This is a genomic window from Caballeronia humi, from assembly GCF_001544475.1.
In the GTDB taxonomy this organism is placed as follows: Bacteria; Pseudomonadota; Gammaproteobacteria; order Burkholderiales; family Burkholderiaceae; genus Caballeronia; species Caballeronia humi.
Map to the genome: position 1 here is coordinate 299419 of NZ_FCNW02000002.1, position 17630 is coordinate 317048.

The window sequence follows — 17630 nt, forward strand, 5'->3', positions numbered from 1 at the left end:
GACGAACCGCTTCGAATGAAGGCTTCGAAAGCCGTTCGATCGATTGGACGCGCACGTTGCACGCGAAGCTCAACGCGCCTCTCGATAGAGAGCATCTGCGCTTTCGCCGCAAACGTGGCGACGCCGCCGCGCTGCATTGCTTCGTGCTCGATTGCTCGGGGTCGATGCTGGCGGGCAAACGCCTCGCGCTCGCGAAGGGCCTGCTCGTCGCGCTCTTCGATCGCGCGTATCGCGAACGCGCGGAGGTCGCGCTGGTGTGTTTCGGCGGCGGACGGGCCGAAGTGCGTCGTCAGCCGGGCGCAGCGCATTGGTGGAACGAGCACTGGGTCGCGCCGATCGGCGGCGGGGGCGGCACGCCGCTCGCGTTGGGCGTGCGCGCGGCGGGTAACGTGCTCGCGCGCGCCGCGCGGCGCAAGCCGTCGCAGGCGCGCTGGCTTTGGTTGCTGACCGATGGCCGCACGCGCGATACGCCGGAGCGTCCTGCCGACGCGGATCGCGTCTTCATCGTCGATTTCGAGAACGAGGCGGTGCGGCTCGGGCGTTGTGAGTCGCTGGCGCTCGCGTGGGATGCGGAGTATGGCAGCGCTGACCACTTTGCCTACTCGTACCAGCGGGGCGTATAAATCCACTCGCCATGCTCATCGCGAGGAAAGCCGCGCGTGGTCGATGATCCGACGATCACCATCGTGCGCATATCGACCTGATCGGAGCGAAGCGCTTCGAGCGTCGTCGTGGTGAGCGCTTCGCCCGGCCGGCCGATATCGCGTCCGAGCACGACCCGCGTCCCGCTCGCACGATACTCGCGGACGATCTCGAGCGCGCGGTCTAGCTGCCGCGGCCGCGCGCGCGACACCGGGTTGTAGAACGCCATCACGAGATCGGCCTGCGCCGCGTGGCGCAGACGCGTTTCGATGATCGACCAAGGCTTCAAATTATCCGAGAGCGACAGCATGCAGAAGTCGTGGCCGAGCGGCGCGCCCGCGCGTGCCGCCGTCGCGAGCGCAGCCGATACGCCCGGCACGATCGCGAGTTCGACGCTCGTCCACGCGCGCTCATGGTCGAGCGCTTCGAGCACGGCGGCGGCCATTGCGAACACGCCCGGATCGCCCGACGAAACCACCACGACCTTGCGCCCCTTGCTTGCGAGTTCGAACGCGTGGCGCGCGCGCTGCATCTCCTCGCGATTGTCGGTGCCGTGCACGCGCTGATCCGCACGGAAGGGCCCCGCCATGCGCACGTAGGTGTCGTAGCCGAGGATGTCGTCGGCTTCGGCGAGCGCTTGCTTGGCCGCAGGCACCATGAGTTCCGTGCAGCCGGGGCCGAGGCCGATCACAGTCAGCTTGCCGCGCGCGCGGCCGATGCTCGACGCATCGACGGGCTTCGTGGCGACCAGCAGCACGATGTCGTGCGATTCGAGCGTTTCCGTCGCATCGATTACGCTCGACGCGTCGCCGAAACGCAGCGGCACGTCGAGCGAGCGCGCGGCGCGAGCGAGCGGTTGCGAGGCCATATCGCGCAATGGCGCAAGCAGCACCGCAAGCGATTGCGCCGCGATCCCATGCTCGCGCAGCGCGACGCGCACGCGTTCCGCAATGCCATCGCGCGCAGCATCGCCGACCCACGCGATCACACTTCGCGGATGAATCAGTAAATCGCCCTCAGAGCCGCTCGCACGCGGACTCACGCGAATCGCAAGGCGCGCGTCATCGTTACGCGGCAGATCAGTCGCGTCGAGCCACGGCGCTTCGCCTTCGATGCGCGTCGTTTCACCTGCCAGCAAGTCGGAGACGAAGCGCTTGCCGTCCTCGATATTCGCCAACGCATAACCCTCGGGCGGATTCAGCAGGCACGTGCCGAAGCGCAACTCGCCGCTCGTCGTGATCGCGGGCGCGATGCCGAGCGCCGTCGCGATCTTGCGCGCCATCGCGTTCACGCCGCCGAGCCCGCCGACGAGCGGCACGACCGCGCTGCCATCGGCGGCCACGGCGAGCACCGGCGGCTCCGCGCCTTTATCGGTGAGACAGGGCGCGATTGCACGAATCACGATGCCCGCCGAGCACAGCGCGACGATCGGCGTGTTCCGCGCGTACAGGTCGCGCAAATGCTCGCCGAGTTCGTTGAACGTGACATCAGCCTGAACGCGGCCCGCGAGCCCATGCACTGTCGATCCTGAAAAAACCGCCTGAATCCGCCGTGCCGTATCGAGCGCACCCGGCCCGAGTACGACGATCGCAATGTCGGCATTCACGCCCGCCATTTTTCCCCCGGCACGACGAGCAGCGAAAAATAGGGCGACGCCATTGGATCGACTTCATCGAGCGGCACGATGCGCTGGTTCGTCATCGTCGCGCGCTCGACGTACAGCGCGCGCCTGGCAAGCCCAAGTTCCGCGAGCACGCGCCGCACCTTCTCGAAGTTGCGCCCGAGCTTCATGATCACAGCCGCATCCGACGCTTCGAGCCGCCGCCTCAGTTCATCCTCCGGCAACACGCCCGACAGCACCGACAAGCTCTGGTTGCGATATACGAGCGGCGCGCCAAGAACGGCCACGCCGCCAAGCATCGAGCACACGCCGGGCACGACTTCGGCCTCGAAGCGCGCCGCGAGCCGGTCGTGCAGATACATGTACGAGCCGTAGAAGAACGGATCGCCTTCGCAGATCACGGCGACGTCGCGGCCCGCTTCGAGATGATCCGCGATCGCGAGCGCCGATTCGTCGTAGAACGCGCTGATGATCGTCTCATAGCAGAGCGGTGGTTCGAGCGCTTCGGTCGTCACCGGATAGACGAGCGGCAGGCGCGTTTGCGCGTCGCCGAGATGCGTTTCGATGATGCCGAACGCGTTGCCTTTCTTCCCCTTCGCGACGAAGTACGCGACCACCGGCGCGGATTTCAGGAGCCGCAGCGCCTTCACCGTGATCAGTTCCGGATCGCCCGGACCGACGCCGAGACCGTAGAGACGTCCGCTCATCATTCGGCCTCCGTGGCGAGCGCGTTGACGGCGGCGGCGGCCATCGCGCTGCCCCCGCGCCGCCCATGCAGCACGACGAACGGCACGCCGCGGCTGTCAGCGGCGAGCATCGCCTTCGATTCCGCCGCGCCGATGAAACCGACCGGAAAGCCCAGGATCAGCGCGGGTTTCGGCGCGCCGGCATCGAGCAGGTCGAGCAGGTGGAAGAGGGCGGTCGGCGCATTGCCGATCGCGACGACGCTGCCTTCCAGATGCGGCAGCCACAGCTCGACCGCCGCCGCCGAGCGCGTGTTGCGGAGCGCGCGGGCGCGTTCCGGCACCGACGCATCGGCGAGCGTGCAGATCACGCAGTTGTCCGCCGGCAGCCGCGCGCGCGTGATGCCTTCGGCGACCATGCGCGCGTCGCAGAGAATCGGCGCGCCGTTCGCGAGCGCCTTGCGGCCCGCGGCGCCCGCGCCCGGCGAGAAGCGCAGGTCATCGATTGCATCGACCATGCCGCACGCGTGGATCACGCGTACCGCCAGCTTTTCGAGGTCGGCGGGGATCGCGGCGAGATGCGCTTCGGCGCGGATCGTCGCGAACGACTGGCGATAGATCTCCTGTCCATCGCGGATGTAATCAAGCATCGGTTGTGCTCCGGGCGAGCCAGTCGGCTGCCTCTTCTATCGTGATGTCGTGGGCGACGCAGCGGCCGAAGCCTGAGGCATCCGGCTGCGTGGCGTGCTGGTAAAGGTCGTAGCGGCCGGGCGCGACCGCGAGAAGCGTGTTCTCCACGCGATGCGCCGCCGCGCACGAACGCGTACAGCCGCTCAGGTGGACTTCGCCGGCGTTCGAAGGCAGGCGTTGCGCGAGTTGCAGCGCGTCGGCTTTGGTATCGGCGTGACTGCGCGCGCAGCCCGGCGACCCCGCGCACGCGATCAGGCGCGCGAGCGGGTCGCTTGCATCGGTGGCGAGGCCGAGCGCCTGTAACGTGTCGAGGACAGCCGGGGCGTCGTCGCGCGCGATGCCCGGCATGAGCACGCTCTGCCACGGCGTCATGCGCAAACGTCCCGAACCTTTCGATGCCGCGAGTTCCGCCAAAGCATGCAGGTTCGACACCGTGAGACGTCCGAGTGGCGGCTGTGCGCCTACATACATCGAAGCGTCGTTTGCTTCAAAGTGCGCGCCGAGTCGTAGCGAAGGATCGGCCGGAGGGCGGCGCCATCCGTGAACGTCACGCGTGAAAGGCAGGTCGAGCGCATCGATCGGCAACGTTTTCAGCAGATCGCGCATGCGCGTCTGTTCCGGCGTGGCGAAATCGATAAACGCGTGCAGCAGCGCATCGGCAAGCGCCACGACCTGCGCGCGCCCAACCGTACCGATCGGCGTATCGAGCGGGCATCCCGCGAGCCCGAACGCGAAGCGCTCGCCGTCATCCATCGACGCGAACCAGATGTCGTGCGGATGATCGAGCATCGCGAGCCGCTCGCCGCCATCGACGAGCAGCGCGAATTTCGGCGACAGCGCGTGCAGCCGCGTATCGCGCTGCATGCCGTCGACGATTTGCGTAGCGAGCGCCCGCGTCTCGTCCGAAGCGATCGGGCTCAGCATCACGTTGCGGATATCGTCGGCGCCGGGCGTCGCGGGGCCCAGGCCGGCATCGAGCAGCAACGCGACGATCGCGTCATCGCGCACGCCGCGCAACTGCAGGTTGGCGCGATTGGTCACCTCGATCACGCCGGACGCGTGACGCGCGGCGGCATCGGCGACGGCATGCGCGGCGGCTGCACTCAGTTCGCCGCCCATCAGACGAATGCGGCAAAGGCCGCCGTCGCGCGCGGGCACGATGCGCGCGAGCCCCGGACACGCGGAAGCCCGGGGTACCGAAGGCGCATGCGAAGCGGATGAATGTGTGCTCAAAGCGTGACCCGTGTGGGCTCGCGCGGTAATTGCGGTATCGGTACACCCCGCCCGATCGGCATGCGCAAGCATTCTCGTCGGCAGGTCTCTTGGCTGGCAGGTCGCCATCCGCGCCGGCCTTCCCGGTATAAACCAGTGGCAGTGGAGCGCGGACTCGCTGCGTACAATTGCGGGGGCAGCCACAGTTTTGCTGTGTTCCCTGTTAGGCCCGAATCGGGCACCGACGAACGAGGTATTATGCCCGCTTTTAGAGCCTGCCAGACCGCTTCGGCGTCTTGCGGCGAGGCAAGGAATGCGGCTCTCAGTCGTGGACAAATCGAAATCGAGGATCGACGGATGTCACCCTGGCTGACCGTGGTCGGAATCGGAGAGGATGGCTGGGCGGGCATCTCACGCGATGCGCGCCGCGCGCTGCTCGCAGCCGACGCCGTCTACGGCGGCGAGCGCCATCTCGCGCTCCTGCCGCCGCGCATTCGCGCGCGTCGCGTCGCGTGGCCGAAGCCGTTTTCGATCGAGCCCGTGCTGCGTGAGAGTGGCCGCGCCGTCTGCGTGCTCGCGAGCGGCGATCCGATGCTGTTCGGTGTCGGCGCGACGCTCGCGCGGCATCTGACCGCCCGCGACCTGCGCGTGCTTCCCGCGCCTTCGTCGATTTCGCTTGCAGCCGCGCGCCTGCAATGGGCCGTGCAGGATGTGGTGAGTGTCTCGCTCGTCGGGCGGCCGCTCGCGTCGCTCAACGCACAGCTTCATCGCGGCGCGCGCCTTGTCGTGCTCAGCAGCGACGGCGCGACGCCCGCCGCGATCGCCGCGCTGCTCACCGCGCGCGGTTTCGGCGCGAGCCGGATCAGCGTGTTCGAGCACCTTGGCGGCGCGGAAGAACGCCGCATCGATGCGCGCGCCGACGACTGGACGCATCCGTCGGTCGCGGCGTTGAACCTCGTCGCGATCGAATGCAAGGGCGATCCCGCGGGCCTGCCGCTCACGCCTGGCCTCCCCGACGACGCCTATCGTCACGACGGCCAGCTCACCAAGCGCGACGTTCGCGCGATCACGCTCGCGCGTCTGGCGCCCGCGCCGCGCGAGTTGCTGTGGGACGTCGGCGCCGGCTGCGGCTCGATCGGTATCGAATGGATGCGCGCGCATCCGTCGTGCCGCGCGATCGCGATCGAAGCGGACCAAGGCCGGCAGCGCCTGATCGAACACAATCGCGATGCGCTCGGCGTGCCGGGGCTGCAGCTCGTCGAGGGCGAAGCGCCCGCCGCGCTCGACGGCCTCCCCGCGCCCGACGCGATCTTCATCGGCGGGGGCGTGACGGTGCCGGGCGTGCTCGATGCCTGCTGGTCGCGCCTGCGCCAAGGCGGGCGGTTGATCGCCAACGCGGTCACGATCCAGAGCGAAGCCGTGCTCTTCACGTGGCGCGAGCAGCACGGCGGCGAATTGACGCGTATCGGCGTCGCGCAGGCCGAGCCGCTCGGCGCGTTCGATACATGGCGCCAGGCCTTGCCGATCACGCTGCTGCACGCGCGCAAGCCATGATGCGTGACGAGACGCCCGAACAGCCCGCGACGCTGAGGAGCGGCTACACCACCGGCAGTTGCGCGACCGCGACGAGCCTCGCGGCCGCACGGCTTTTGCTGTGCGGCGAGGCGAGCCAGCGGGCGGAGATTACTTTGCCGAAGGGGCAGGTCGTCGAGATGCAACTCGTGTACTGCCGGCTTTCGACGGGCGACAGCGAACTCGCGGAAGCAGCCACCGTCAAGGACGCCGGCGACGACCCCGACGTCACGCACGGCGCGATCGTCTTCGCGCGCGTGAGGCTCGCGACGAAGCCGGGCGTGCGGTTTTTCGCAGGGCGGGGCGTCGGCACGGTGACGCGCGCGGGACTCGCGCTCGCGATCGGCGAACCGGCGATCAACCCCGTGCCGCGCTCGATGATGACCGGTCACCTCGAAGCGATCGCGCGCGAATTCGGCTTCACCGGCGGTTTCGACGTGACGATCGGCGTCGAGGACGGCGAGGCCCTTGCGCAGAAAACGATGAACCCGCGGCTCGGGATCGTCGGCGGATTGTCGATACTCGGCACGACCGGCATCGTCCGGCCGTTTTCGTGCTCGGCGTATATCGCGTCGATCCATCAGGGCATCGACGTCGCGCGGGCCAACGGCCACACGCACATCGCCGCGTGCACCGGCAACCAGAGCGAGGACGCGATGCGCGCGCGCTACGCGATGCCCGACATCGCGCTCGTCGAGATGGGCGATTTCGTGGGCGCGGTGCTCAAGCATTTGCGGCGCGCGCCGGTCGAGAAGCTCAGCATCTGCGGCGGTTTCGGGAAGATGAGCAAGCTCGCGTCCGGTCACATGGACCTGCATAGCCGCACGTCGAGCATCGACTTGCCGCAGCTCGCTGTCTGGGCCGCCGATGCCGGCGCGAGCGGCGCATTGCAGGCGTCGATCCGTGCGGCGAACACGAGCCAGGAAGCGCTTTTGCTCGCGCGCGCGGACGGCATCGCGCTCGGCGACATCGTATGTGCGCGGGCGCGTGGCGTCGCGCTCGACGTGGTTCCCGGAGGCATCGACGTGGAGACGTTCGCGATCGACCGGCAAGGGCGAATCGTTGGGGCCGCGCCTTGAAGCGCGTCCTGCTGCTCGGCGGCACTGGCGACGCGCTCATCATCGCGCGGCGGCTCGGGCCCGCGCACGTCTACAGTCTCGCGGGACTCGGGCGCGTCCCGGGAGATTTGACGTGCGGCGTGCGCGTCGGTGGATTCGGCGGTGCGTCCGGGCTTGCGGCGTTCGTCCGGGAACAAGACATCGGCTTGATGATCGACGCGACGCATCCCTACGCCGCGCAGATGAGCCGCAACGCGTGCGAGGCGAGCGCGCTGACCGGCGTGCCGTGCTGGGCGATCCGGCGCGCCGCGTGGCAGCCGCAAGCCGGCGACGACTGGCGCGATGCCACGGGCTGGAGCGACGTGATCGAACGCATCGCGCTGTATCGGCGGGTGCTCTGGACGCTCGGGCGCGAACCGCTCGCGCATCTCGACGAGATTCCGCCGTCGCAGCACTGGACGATCCGCTGTCTAGACGCGCATCCGGGCAACGCGCGCGCGACTGTCATCGGCGCGCGCGGGCCGTTTTCTCTGGAAGGTGAGCGGGCGTTTTTTAGCGCGCATCGATTTGATGTCGTGGTCAGCAAGAACAGCGGCGGCAGCGCGACCGAGGCGAAGCTCGCGGTTGCGCGCGAATTGCGTGTGCCGGTCGTGATATTGCTGCGGCCGGTTTTGCCTGCTGCGACGCGCGAATTCGACAAGACCGCCGCTGCCTTGCAAGCGCTCGCGCAATGGCTCGATCCCGATCAACTTCTCACGAAAGAATCTGTATGACGGTCTATTTCATCGGCGCCGGGCCGGGCGATCCTGAACTCATCACCGTCAAAGGGCAGCGGCTTATCCGCTCGTGCCCGGTGATCCTGTTCGCCGGTTCGCTCGTGCCGGAAGCGGTTCTGGCCGGGCATCGCGCGGAAAGCGTGGTGAATACGGCCGAACTCGATCTCGACGCGATCGTCGCGCTGCTTCGGGACGCGCACGCGAAAGGACAGGACGTGGCGCGCGTGCATTCGGGCGATCCGTCGCTCTATGGCGCGATCGGCGAGCAGATTCGCCGGCTGAATGCGCTTGCGATTCCGTATGAAATCGTGCCGGGCGTGACGGCGACGGCGGCGACGGCTGCGACGCTCGGGTGCGAACTCACGCTTCCCGGCATCTCGCAGACGGTGATCCTTACACGCTATGCCACGAAGACGTCGATGCCCGAAGGCGAAGCGCTCGCCGACCTCGCCCGGCACCGCGCGACGATGGCGATTCACCTCGGTGTGCGGCATATCGAGCGGATCGTTGCTGATCTGATTCCATATTACGGGGTGGATTGTCCGGTGGCGGTGGTGTTTCGCGCGAGCTGGCCCGATGAGGAGAAGGTGATCGGTATGCTCGGGGATATCGCGGGGAAAGTGCTATCCAAGGGGATCGAGCGGACGGCGTTGATCGTCGTCGGGCGGGTGCTGGGTGCGGAGGGGTTTGCGGATTCGTCGTTGTATCAAAAGGCTTAGCTCGCGATGCGCGATCTCGATTCGCTGTTCGAGGCGCTAGGGAAGTCGGCGTTTCGCAGGCGCCTCCGGGTCGGCGCGCGCGAGTTGGCTTATTTACACGGGGAAGTCGCAGTTTTGGAGACGGCGCTGGCGATGGAGGGTGCATCGCGGTAGCGCCGTTCACATCACGCGTCGTGCGAAGCGCCCTCGAGGCGCGCCCGCTTCATCTTCGCCCTCCGCGACAGCATATTCAACCCCTCGACCAGCGCCGAGAACGCCATTGCCGCGTAGATGTAGCCTTTGGGCACGTGCGAACCGAACCCTTCCGCGATCAGCGTCATCCCGATCACGAGCAAGAATCCAAGCGCCAGCATCACGATGGTCGGATTGCGCTCGATGAACCGCGACAGCGGCCCCGCTGCAAAAAGCATCACCGTCACCGCTGCGATCACGGCGATGAACATGATCGGAATGTGTTCGGTCATGCCGACTGCCGTCACGATGCTGTCGATCGAAAACACCAGGTCGAGCACCAGAATCTGCCCGATCGCCGACATAGGCGAAAGACCCGTCGTCTTCACATCAGAACCACCCACATCTTCATCATGCGCGACGTGGTGGTGAATTTCCTTCGTCGCCTTCCACACGAGGAACACGCCCCCCGCGATCAGGATCAAGTCGCGCCACGAGAAACCGTGTCCGAACGCTTCGAAGATCGGCGTCGTGAGGCGCACGATCAGCGCAATCGTGCCAAGCAGCCCGAGCCGCATGATCAGCGCGAGCCCGATGCCGATTTTCTGCGTACGCGCGCGATGCTCGGGCGGCAGTTTGTTCGTGAGGATCGAGATGAAGATCAGGTTGTCGATGCCGAGCACGACCTCCATCACGACGAGGGTTGCGAGGGCGGCCCAGGCGGCGGGATCGCTTGCCAGTGCAAGGAAATAGTCCATGTGGTGCGTTCGAAGTGACGTTGAGTTGCGGGTATGTTCAGCGATGCGGGCAGCGCTGTCGAGGGCCGCCGATGATACTTGACCTTACGCAGCGATTGTAAGGTTAATGAAAAGATAAGAGGCTTGCCGTTGAAAAAAGTTCTCGACCCGTGAAAACACCTCTGCTTGCACAGGCTGTTATTTCAAAGGTGGACGTAGCCATCTCGTTTTTATATACTGCCGCCTCGCCAACAGAATCGCTGCAGTTTGAAGATAGTTGCGCGGGGTTCGCGTCAAAAAGCGCACACAAGTGCTTGACCGCATCCAGAACCCGTGCTCATACGACCGGTGCGCATACTTCGTGACGCCCTGGTCCGTTCCTTGCAGAGCGCGCCATAAGACCGGCTGCGGTCTCACTCATCGCCGTCCGCATGACGGTGTCCTGCCCATCCCGGCAAATTAAAGGCATTCAGCATCGAGCCAACGCCGGGCGGGAAACGGGTTTTCAGCTTCCGGCAGTTGATGCTTCGCCGGATGCCTGCGCCCAACGTTCGCGCCATTAGTCGCGCTGCCTCGGCAGCCGCGGTTCAGTCGAACTTTTCCGCAGCGGTTTCGCACTTATTCGCGACAGGCCGCCGCGTCGCATCGTCTTGCCGTTCAGACGATGCATCGAACAAGGAGACTCACGCTTCATGAATCATCGACTCATCAGGATCGCCGCCGCCGTGGCCGCGATCGGCATCGTCGTCGTGCTGCTCGCGCGTGCGATCGGCGCCGACGCGTTCCATCAGTACCGCGACGACCTCGTCTACTACACCGCGCGGCATCTGGCCCTTGTTGGCTATTCGATGGCGCTCGCGCTCGTCATCGGCGTGCCGGCCGGCGTGCTGCTCTCGCGGCCGTCGTTTTCGCGGCACGCCGAGCGCTTCATGCAGATTTTCAACATCGGCAACACGATTCCGTCGCTCGCGGTGCTCGCGGTCGCGCTCGGCATCTTCGGCATCGGCGACCGTCCCGCGATCACCGCGCTCTTCCTCGCCTCGCTGCTGCCGATCACGCGCAACACTTACGAGGGCATGAAAGGCGTGTCGCCCGCGCTGCGCGAGGCGGCGCGCGGTATCGGCATGACGCCGTGGCAGTCGCTCACGCGGGTGGAATTGCCCAATGCGCTCCCGATCATGGTCGGCGGAATCCGCACAGCGCTCGCGATCAACGTCGGCAGCGCGCCGCTGGCGTACCTGATCGGCGCCGACAGCCTCGGCACGCTGATTTTCCCTGGCATCTACCTGAACAACCAGCAGCAGATGCTGCTCGGCGCCGCCGGCACGGCCGTGCTGGCGCTCGCGCTCGACGCGATCGTCGCAGCGGGCAGCCGCCGCGCGCTCGCGCGACGCGGGCTCGCCGCATGACGCCTGGAGATACCACGATGAAAACTTCCAAATTCAGGCGCTGTCTCGCGCTCGCAGTCCTCGTCGGCGCAGCGATGCAGGCGGGTTCGGCCTTCGCGGCCAATCTCGTGATCGGCGCGAAAAACTTTACCGAGCAGTACGTGCTCGCCGAAATCACGACGCAATATCTGCGCGCGAAGGGCTACACGATCGACGCGCGCACCGGCCTCGGCAGCGTGCTGCTGCGCAGCGCGCAGGAAAACGGCCAGATCGACGTGACGTGGGAATACACGGGCACGGCGGCGCTCGTCTACAACAAGATCACGGAAAAGCTCGATCCGAAGACGATGTACGAACGCGTCAAGGAGCTCGATGCCAAGCGCGATCTCGTGTGGCTGAACGCCTCGCCGCTGAACAACACGTACGCGCTCGGCTTGCCGCAGCAGGTCGCGGAAAAGACGGGCATCCGCACGATTTCCCAGCTCGCCGCGAAGATCAAGTCCGAGCCGGGCAAGAAGCACGTTTTCGCGATGGACGCCGAATTCGCGAATCGTCCGGACGGTCTGAAGCCGCTCGAAGCCGCCTACGGCATGGATTTCAGCCGCCCCGAAGTGCGCCAGATGGACCCGGGCCTCGTCTACACGGCGCTGCATAACGATCAGGTCGCAATCGGCCTGATCTACACGACCGATGGCCGCGTGAAGGGCTTCGACATCGTTCCGCTCGAAGACGATCGTCACTATTTCCCGGCCTATAACGCGACGCCTGTCGTCCGCAAGCCGATCCTCGATCAGAACCCGCAGCTCGCGGCGCAGTTGAACGCGCTGTCGGCGGCGCTGAACAACGATGTCGTGCTGGACATGAACAAGCAGATCGACATCGACGGCAAGCCGGTGCCGGCCGTCGCCGCCGAGTTCCTGCGCACGCACAAGCTGCCATAAAGGGGCCGAAACATGAACGTATTCGACTATCTATCGGCCAACTGGCCGGAACTGCTTCAACTGACCGCGCAGCACGTCTATCTGGTAGGAATCGCGGTGGGCTGCGCGATTCTCGTCGGCGTGCCGCTCGGCATCTTCATCAGCCGTCACGAATGGCTGGCGGCGCCCATGCTCGGCGTCGCGACTGTCATCCTCACGCTGCCGTCGATCGCGCTCTTCGGCCTGATGATTCCGATCTTTTCGCGCTTCGGGCAGGGCATCGGCGCGGTGCCGGCGATCGTCGCCGTGTTCCTGTACTCGCTCCTGCCGATCATCCGCAACACGTATCTCGCGCTGCGCAACGTCGATCCGGGCATCAAGGAAGCGGGCGTCGGCATCGGCATGACCTACTGGCAGCGGCTGCGCCTCGTCGATTTGCCCCTCGCCGTGCCGGTGATTCTCGGCGGCGTGCGCACGGCGGTCGTGATGAACATCGGCGTGATGACGATCGCGGCCGTGATCGGCGCGGGCGGGCTCGGCAGCCTGATCATTCGCGCGATCGGCCAGAGCAGCATGATGAAACTCGTTGTCGGCGCGGTGCTCGTGAGCGTGCTCGCAATCGTCGCCGATATGGCCCTGCAGGCGCTGCAGCGCCTCCTGACCCCCAAGGGAGTGCAAAAAGCATGATCGAACTCGACCAACTCACCAAGACTTTCACACAAAAGGACGGCCAGAAAGTGACCGCCGTCGATTCCGTGAGCCTCTCCGTCGGCGAAGGCGAAATCTGCGTGTTTCTCGGACCGTCGGGCTGCGGCAAGACGACGACGCTCAAGATGATCAACCGCCTGATCGCGCCGAGTTCCGGCCGGGTGCTGATCAACGGCGAAGACACGATGTCGCTGAATGAAGTCGAACTGCGCCGGCACATCGGCTACGTGATCCAGCAGATCGGCCTGTTCCCGAACATGACGATCGAGGAAAACATCACGATCGTGCCGCGCCTCATGGGCTGGGACAAGAAGCGCTGCCGCGAACGCGCGACCGAACTGATGTCGATGGTCGCGCTCGATCCCAAGCTGTATCTGAAGCGTTATCCGAAAGAATTGTCGGGCGGCCAGCAGCAGCGCATCGGCGTAATTCGTGCGCTGGCGGCGGACGCGCCCGTGCTCCTGATGGACGAGCCGTTCGGCGCTGTCGATCCGATCAACCGCGAGTCGATCCAGAACGAGTTCTTCCAGATGCAGCGGCAACTGAAGAAGACCGTGATCATGGTGAGCCATGACATCGACGAGGCGATCAAGCTGGGCGACCGCGTCGCCGTGTTCAAGCGCGGCAAACTCGTGCAGTACGACCATCCGGACACGCTGCTCGCGCATCCGAAGGACGAATTCGTCGGCGCGTTCGTGGGCGCGGACAGCACGCTCAAGCGCCTGTTGCTGATCAAGGCCGGCGACGCCGCGACACAGCCCGAAACGGCGCGTGCGGAGACGCCGCTCGCGGCCGCGTACCAGATGATGGAAGAGAGCGACAACCGCTACCTGACCGTCCTTGGCGACGATCGTCGCGCGCTCGGCTACGTGCAGCGGCGCGTGGCGCGCAACGGGCAGGGCGCGTGCGCCGACCAGTTGCGGCCGTTCGCGAGCACGGTGTCCGTCGAGGACAATCTACGAATCGTGCTCTCCAAAATGTATCAATTCAATTCATCGTGGATGCCTGTCATCGACGGCGATGGTCAATATGTGGGAGAAGTAACCCAGGATTCGATCGCCGATTACCTCAGTTCGGGCCGCTCGCGCCGCCAGACGGGGCAGGCGGCGATTGTGTCCCCGGCGGTGGCGGCGGCCGAAGCGGCGGCAAGTGTGTAAAAGCGTGAAATACCTTCGTGCGGCGTTTTGCATGTTGCGATGCGGCAATTAGGGTAAACTCCACCCTCTTCAGAGCCGCCCGTTGCACGCGGCTTCGCCTTGATTCCGCGCCTGTTTTTTGAGCAGGCGCCACGAGAAAGCCGCCGCATGCAGGGAAAATCTCAACGCTTCGCCGAACTCGACTTCTTTCGCGGTCTGGTTCTGCTGATCATCGTCGTCGATCACATCGGCGGCAGCATGCTGTCGCGCTTCACGCTGCACGCATTCGCGCTCAACGACGCCGCCGAAGTGTTCGTGTTCCTCGGCGGTTTCGCGACGGCGACCGCTTACGCGGCGCTTGCCGCGCGCCAGTCGGAAAGCGTCGCGCGCGGGCGTTTCTTCAAGCGTTCGTTCGAAATTTACCGCGCGTTCGTCGTCACGGCCGCGCTGATGCTGCTGGCCAGCTTCGTGCTGCGACCCTTTTACGGCCACGCGCCGAATCTCGCGCTCCACGATCTCGACAGTCTCCTGAGCGCGCCGGTCGCTACCATTTCCGAGATCTTGCTGGTCCAGCGTCAGCCGTATCTCTCGGCCGTGCTGCCGATGTACGCGTTTTTCGCACTCGCTGTCCCGCTCATCGTTCCGCTCGCGCGCTCGAAGCCGTGGCTGCTGCTCGGCGGTAGTGTCGTGCTGTGGGCGCTTGCGCCGCAACTGGGCGAATACCTCCCTTCCGTCGACGACAATCTTTGGGACTTCAACCCTGCCGCCTGGCAACTGATGTTCGTGCTCGGCGTGCTCGCGCGCTGCCAGCCGATCTATCAGCGGGTTTCGTCGAACCGGTTCGGTTGGGTGGTCAGCGTCGGGGCGGTCGCCGTCGTTGCGGGAATGGCTTATTACAAGCTGCTCGTTTTGCCGCCCGTCTTCGATAGCGACTTCAAGCGCAATCTTGCTGGCGCGCGCATCGCGAATTTCCTGGCCGTCGCCTGGATCGCAGCGAATTTCGTGCGCTATGGCGTCGTCGCGAAGATCGCGGCTCGTTTGCCGTGGATCGGCGCGATCGGGCGCGACGGGATGGTGTGCTTCGTCGCGGGGACGGTGATTTCGCTCGTCGTCGATTCGGTGCTGTTCACGCTGTCGGGCGGGCTGATAGACGTGCCGCTCGGCCTCGCCGCCGATGCCGTCGCGATCTCGCTCCTGCTCGCCGTGCCGCAACTACGGCGCCCGATACTGCACGCAATCAAGCCGAAACCGGCGATTTCGCCGAAACCAGTGCTCGAAAGCGGCAATCGCGCCAGAAGCGCGCGCTGAAAAATTCTTCCAGGCCGTGCCGTCAAACGCGCGGCTTTTTTAACGACTGAAGCTCTATGCCCTTCGCCCAAAGACTCGCGCCGCGCGTCAGAACGCTACTAACGGTCAGCTTTACGGCCGCCGGTGTGACGGCGGCCGCTTACGCGGCGCCGCAGGCCTTGTCGGCAGGGGCGAGCGGGACGATCGTGAAAAGCGGCGCCGAGTCCGTGAAGCAGGCGAAGCCGATCCCGCCCGTCATCACCTCTGCGGCAGGCAGCAAGATCGTCGCGCGGACGATGCACTCCGAAGCCCTCGACCGCGACTGGCCCTACGTCCTCTACCTGCCGCCCAACTACACGGCGAACGGCGAGCGCTATCCCGTGCTGTATCTGCTGCACGGAAACAACGGCGACGCGTACGACTGGATCACGCAAGGGCATCTGCAAGGCATCGTCGACGGATTGATCGCGCGGCGCGAGATTTCGCCGCTCCTGATCGTGATGCCGCAGGGCGGCACCGACTGGTACGTCGATCGCAAGGAGCCGATCGAGACCGCGTTCTTCGAGGAACTGCTCCCGGAGATCGAAACGCAGTACGCCGTTGAGACGCAGCGCGAGGGCAGGGTGATCGGCGGGGTATCGATGGGCGGCTTCGGCGCGCTGCGCTATGCGATGACGCGTCCGCAACTCTTTTGCGGTGCGTTGCTGCTCGGCCCGGCGATCTATTCGGGCGATCCGCCGGTCGGCTCGGCGGCGCGCTACGTCCACGTGTTCGGCGACCGGCAATTCGATCCGCGCGTCTGGCGCTCGCTCAACTATCCGGCGCAATGGCAGGGATTCATCGGCGGCGGATATCGCGTGCCGATGTTCATCGCCGCCGGCGACGACGACCTGCGCATTCAGGCCGAAGCCTCGCAGCTCTACACGCATCTGCGCGAAGCGCATCAGCCGGCGGAGCTGCGGATCATCGATGGCGGCCATACATGGGCCGTGTGGAGCGCGGTGTTAGCGGAAGCGCTCAAATACACGCTGGCCTGCACGCGATGAATGGGCACATGCCTTGCTTGAGCTATCGACTTCAATCAAAAGAACGGATTCGTCATGCTCAAGCTCGCTATTCTTTTCGCGATCATCTCGGTGATCGCCGGTTTCTTCGGCTTTGGACGCGTGTCGTCGGGCGCCGCTGGCATTGCGAAGATCTTTTTCTTCATCTTCCTGGTGCTGTTCGTGATCTTCCTGATCGTCGCGATTTCGGCCGGGTCGCTCGTGTTGTAGCGCCCTACGCTGCGCGCACGCCGATGGCGTCGCGCAGCGTGTCCGACGGCCTTTCGCCAAATAGCTTCCGGTAGTCCGCCGAAAACTGGCTCAGATGCCAGAATCCCCACGCGGCGGCGATGTCCTGCACGCTGACGGCCTTGACTCTCGCTCCTTCCCGCAATGCCCGCCGCACGCCGTTCAGCCGAATCGCGCGCAAGTACGCGACCGGCGTCATCCCATAAAACTCCTGGAAGCAATACTGCAGCATCCGGCGGCTCACGCGCAATTGCGCGCACAACTCGGGCACGGCGACCGGCCGGTCACGATGCGCGAGCACATACGCGCGCGCCGCCTCGACGATCCACTTGCGATGCGGCTTCGACGCGAGCGGCGCCGGATGCGCGCGATCGGTCACGCACAAGTCGAAGAGCGACGCGAGAATTTGTGACTGAAGGTTGTCGCGCGCGGCGGGGGAAAGCGGCATTGACGCATGCGGGGTATCGGCGAGGATCGCGTTCAGTGCCGCGCAGAGCCGCGCCTTGCGCGCGCTGCCGATCGACATGCTTTCATCGGCGAAGAGCAGTTCGCCCGACGCGATGTGCTCGACGTCCGACGCATGCCGCAGCAGCACCGAATGCTTCACCACGATCCCGAAGATGCGATAGCGCGCTGGCGTTACGAGTTCGAACTCGACGCTGCCGGGCTTGAACGCGAGCGCGTCGGCGGCGATCGCGCGCGCGCCGATCCGGCCGCAATCCGTGTCGCCCGCCGGGATGCCGAACCAGTACGCGTCGGGACGCACTTCGCAGGTCTGACGCAGCGCGTGGCTCGTGCTCTCGGCGAAGAGATGCACGTGATCGAGGCAGAGTTCGGTGAGCGCGCCTTCGAACGCGCCGGGCGTCAACTGGTCGTATTCCTGCGTCCAGCCGGTGATGGCGCGCGCCTGGTCGTTCGCATCGTGGACGACGCGGCGCTCGACACAGAACGGACCGCTCCATGCGGTGTCCTGCGCGTCGGGTTCGGCGGGAGAGGTCATGGCGGGTGCGGATCGTGG

At 65.8% G+C, this 17630-nt stretch carries 18 protein-coding genes and 1 riboswitch; of the genes, 12 read left to right on the plus strand and 6 right to left on the minus strand.

Going from position 1 to position 17630, the window contains the following annotated elements; genetic code table 11:
* The first annotated feature begins 38 nt into the window (after window positions 1–38).
* On the plus strand, window positions 39–623 hold the full coding sequence (locus AWB65_RS04300; RefSeq protein ID WP_087665951.1) for a vWA domain-containing protein: 585 nt from the start codon (window positions 39–41) through the stop codon (window positions 621–623).
* Here AWB65_RS04300 and cobJ read toward each other — a convergent pair.
* The 4 genes from cobJ to cobG are packed head-to-tail and all read right to left on the minus strand — an operon-like array spanning window position 599 to window position 4869.
* Window positions 599–2257, minus strand: a complete 1659-nt coding sequence (cobJ, locus tag AWB65_RS04305; RefSeq protein WP_200821659.1) for a precorrin-3B C(17)-methyltransferase — start codon at window positions 2255–2257, stop codon at window positions 599–601. The genes AWB65_RS04300 and cobJ overlap by 25 nt on opposite strands.
* Window positions 2245–2973 (minus strand): precorrin-2 C(20)-methyltransferase, encoded by a 729-nt coding sequence (locus AWB65_RS04310; RefSeq protein ID WP_087665952.1) that lies wholly within the window; start codon window positions 2971–2973, stop codon window positions 2245–2247. The genes cobJ and AWB65_RS04310 overlap by 13 nt, the downstream gene beginning before the upstream one ends.
* A complete protein-coding gene (locus tag AWB65_RS04315) occupies window positions 2970–3596 on the minus strand; it encodes a precorrin-8X methylmutase (RefSeq protein ID WP_087665953.1) in 627 nt (208 codons plus the stop codon). Before AWB65_RS04315 ends, AWB65_RS04310 begins: the two co-directional genes overlap by 4 nt.
* On the minus strand, window positions 3589–4869 hold the full coding sequence (gene cobG, locus AWB65_RS04320; protein ID WP_374729730.1) for a precorrin-3B synthase: 1281 nt from the start codon (window positions 4867–4869) through the stop codon (window positions 3589–3591). Before cobG ends, AWB65_RS04315 begins: the two co-directional genes overlap by 8 nt.
* Before the next feature lie 62 nt (window positions 4870–4931).
* A riboswitch (cobalamin riboswitch) is annotated at window positions 4932–5109 on the minus strand.
* 96 nt (window positions 5110–5205) lie between these two features.
* Between cobG and cbiE the strand changes: the two genes are divergently transcribed.
* The 4 genes from cbiE to cobM are packed head-to-tail and all read left to right on the plus strand — an operon-like array spanning window position 5206 to window position 8973.
* Entirely contained in the window at window positions 5206–6402 is a 1197-nt protein-coding gene (gene cbiE / locus AWB65_RS04325) for a precorrin-6y C5,15-methyltransferase (decarboxylating) subunit CbiE (RefSeq protein WP_087665955.1), read from the plus strand.
* On the plus strand, window positions 6402–7499 hold the full coding sequence (locus AWB65_RS04330) for a cobalt-precorrin-5B (C(1))-methyltransferase (RefSeq protein ID WP_087666043.1): 1098 nt from the start codon (window positions 6402–6404) through the stop codon (window positions 7497–7499). The genes cbiE and AWB65_RS04330 overlap by 1 nt, the downstream gene beginning before the upstream one ends.
* Window positions 7496–8251 carry a cobalt-precorrin-6A reductase gene (locus AWB65_RS04335; protein ID WP_087665956.1) on the plus strand — a complete coding sequence of 252 codons (756 nt, stop codon included), beginning with the start codon at window positions 7496–7498 and terminating at the stop codon, window positions 8249–8251. The genes AWB65_RS04330 and AWB65_RS04335 overlap by 4 nt, the downstream gene beginning before the upstream one ends.
* Window positions 8248–8973 (plus strand): precorrin-4 C(11)-methyltransferase, encoded by a 726-nt coding sequence (gene cobM, locus AWB65_RS04340; protein ID WP_087665957.1) that lies wholly within the window; start codon window positions 8248–8250, stop codon window positions 8971–8973. Before AWB65_RS04335 ends, cobM begins: the two co-directional genes overlap by 4 nt.
* Before the next feature lie 164 nt (window positions 8974–9137).
* Here cobM and AWB65_RS04345 read toward each other — a convergent pair whose 3' ends face one another.
* Complete coding sequence (locus AWB65_RS04345) at window positions 9138–9902, minus strand: TerC family protein (protein WP_087665958.1); 765 nt, start codon at window positions 9900–9902, stop codon at window positions 9138–9140.
* Between the two features lie 671 nt (window positions 9903–10573).
* On the opposite strand from AWB65_RS04345, the gene AWB65_RS04350 reads away from it, so the two are divergent.
* The 7 genes from AWB65_RS04350 (at window position 10574) to AWB65_RS04380 (ending at window position 16594) form a co-directional block, all read left to right on the plus strand.
* Window positions 10574–11290, plus strand: coding sequence for an ABC transporter permease (locus AWB65_RS04350; protein WP_087665959.1), 717 nt, complete (start codon window positions 10574–10576; stop codon window positions 11288–11290).
* 17 nt (window positions 11291–11307) lie between these two features.
* On the plus strand, window positions 11308–12210 hold the full coding sequence (locus AWB65_RS04355) for a glycine betaine ABC transporter substrate-binding protein (RefSeq protein WP_087665960.1): 903 nt from the start codon (window positions 11308–11310) through the stop codon (window positions 12208–12210).
* A gap of 12 nt (window positions 12211–12222) precedes the next feature.
* A complete protein-coding gene (locus tag AWB65_RS04360) occupies window positions 12223–12876 on the plus strand; it encodes an ABC transporter permease (protein ID WP_087665961.1) in 654 nt (217 codons plus the stop codon).
* On the plus strand, window positions 12873–14054 hold the full coding sequence (locus AWB65_RS04365; RefSeq protein ID WP_087665962.1) for an osmoprotectant ABC transporter ATP-binding protein OsmV: 1182 nt from the start codon (window positions 12873–12875) through the stop codon (window positions 14052–14054). Before AWB65_RS04360 ends, AWB65_RS04365 begins: the two co-directional genes overlap by 4 nt.
* Window positions 14055–14201: 147 nt before the next feature.
* Window positions 14202–15341, plus strand: coding sequence for an OpgC domain-containing protein (locus tag AWB65_RS04370; protein WP_087665963.1), 1140 nt, complete (start codon window positions 14202–14204; stop codon window positions 15339–15341).
* 56 nt (window positions 15342–15397) lie between these two features.
* Complete coding sequence (locus tag AWB65_RS04375; protein ID WP_087665964.1) at window positions 15398–16366, plus strand: alpha/beta hydrolase; 969 nt, start codon at window positions 15398–15400, stop codon at window positions 16364–16366.
* A gap of 54 nt (window positions 16367–16420) precedes the next feature.
* A complete protein-coding gene (locus AWB65_RS04380) occupies window positions 16421–16594 on the plus strand; it encodes a DUF1328 family protein (RefSeq protein ID WP_087654236.1) in 174 nt (57 codons plus the stop codon).
* 4 nt (window positions 16595–16598) lie between these two features.
* Here the strand turns inward: AWB65_RS04380 and AWB65_RS04385 are convergent, their stop codons facing one another.
* Window positions 16599–17612 carry a helix-turn-helix domain-containing protein gene (locus AWB65_RS04385; protein ID WP_087665965.1) on the minus strand — a complete coding sequence of 338 codons (1014 nt, stop codon included), beginning with the start codon at window positions 17610–17612 and terminating at the stop codon, window positions 16599–16601.
* Between the last annotated feature and the right edge of the window lie 18 nt (window positions 17613–17630).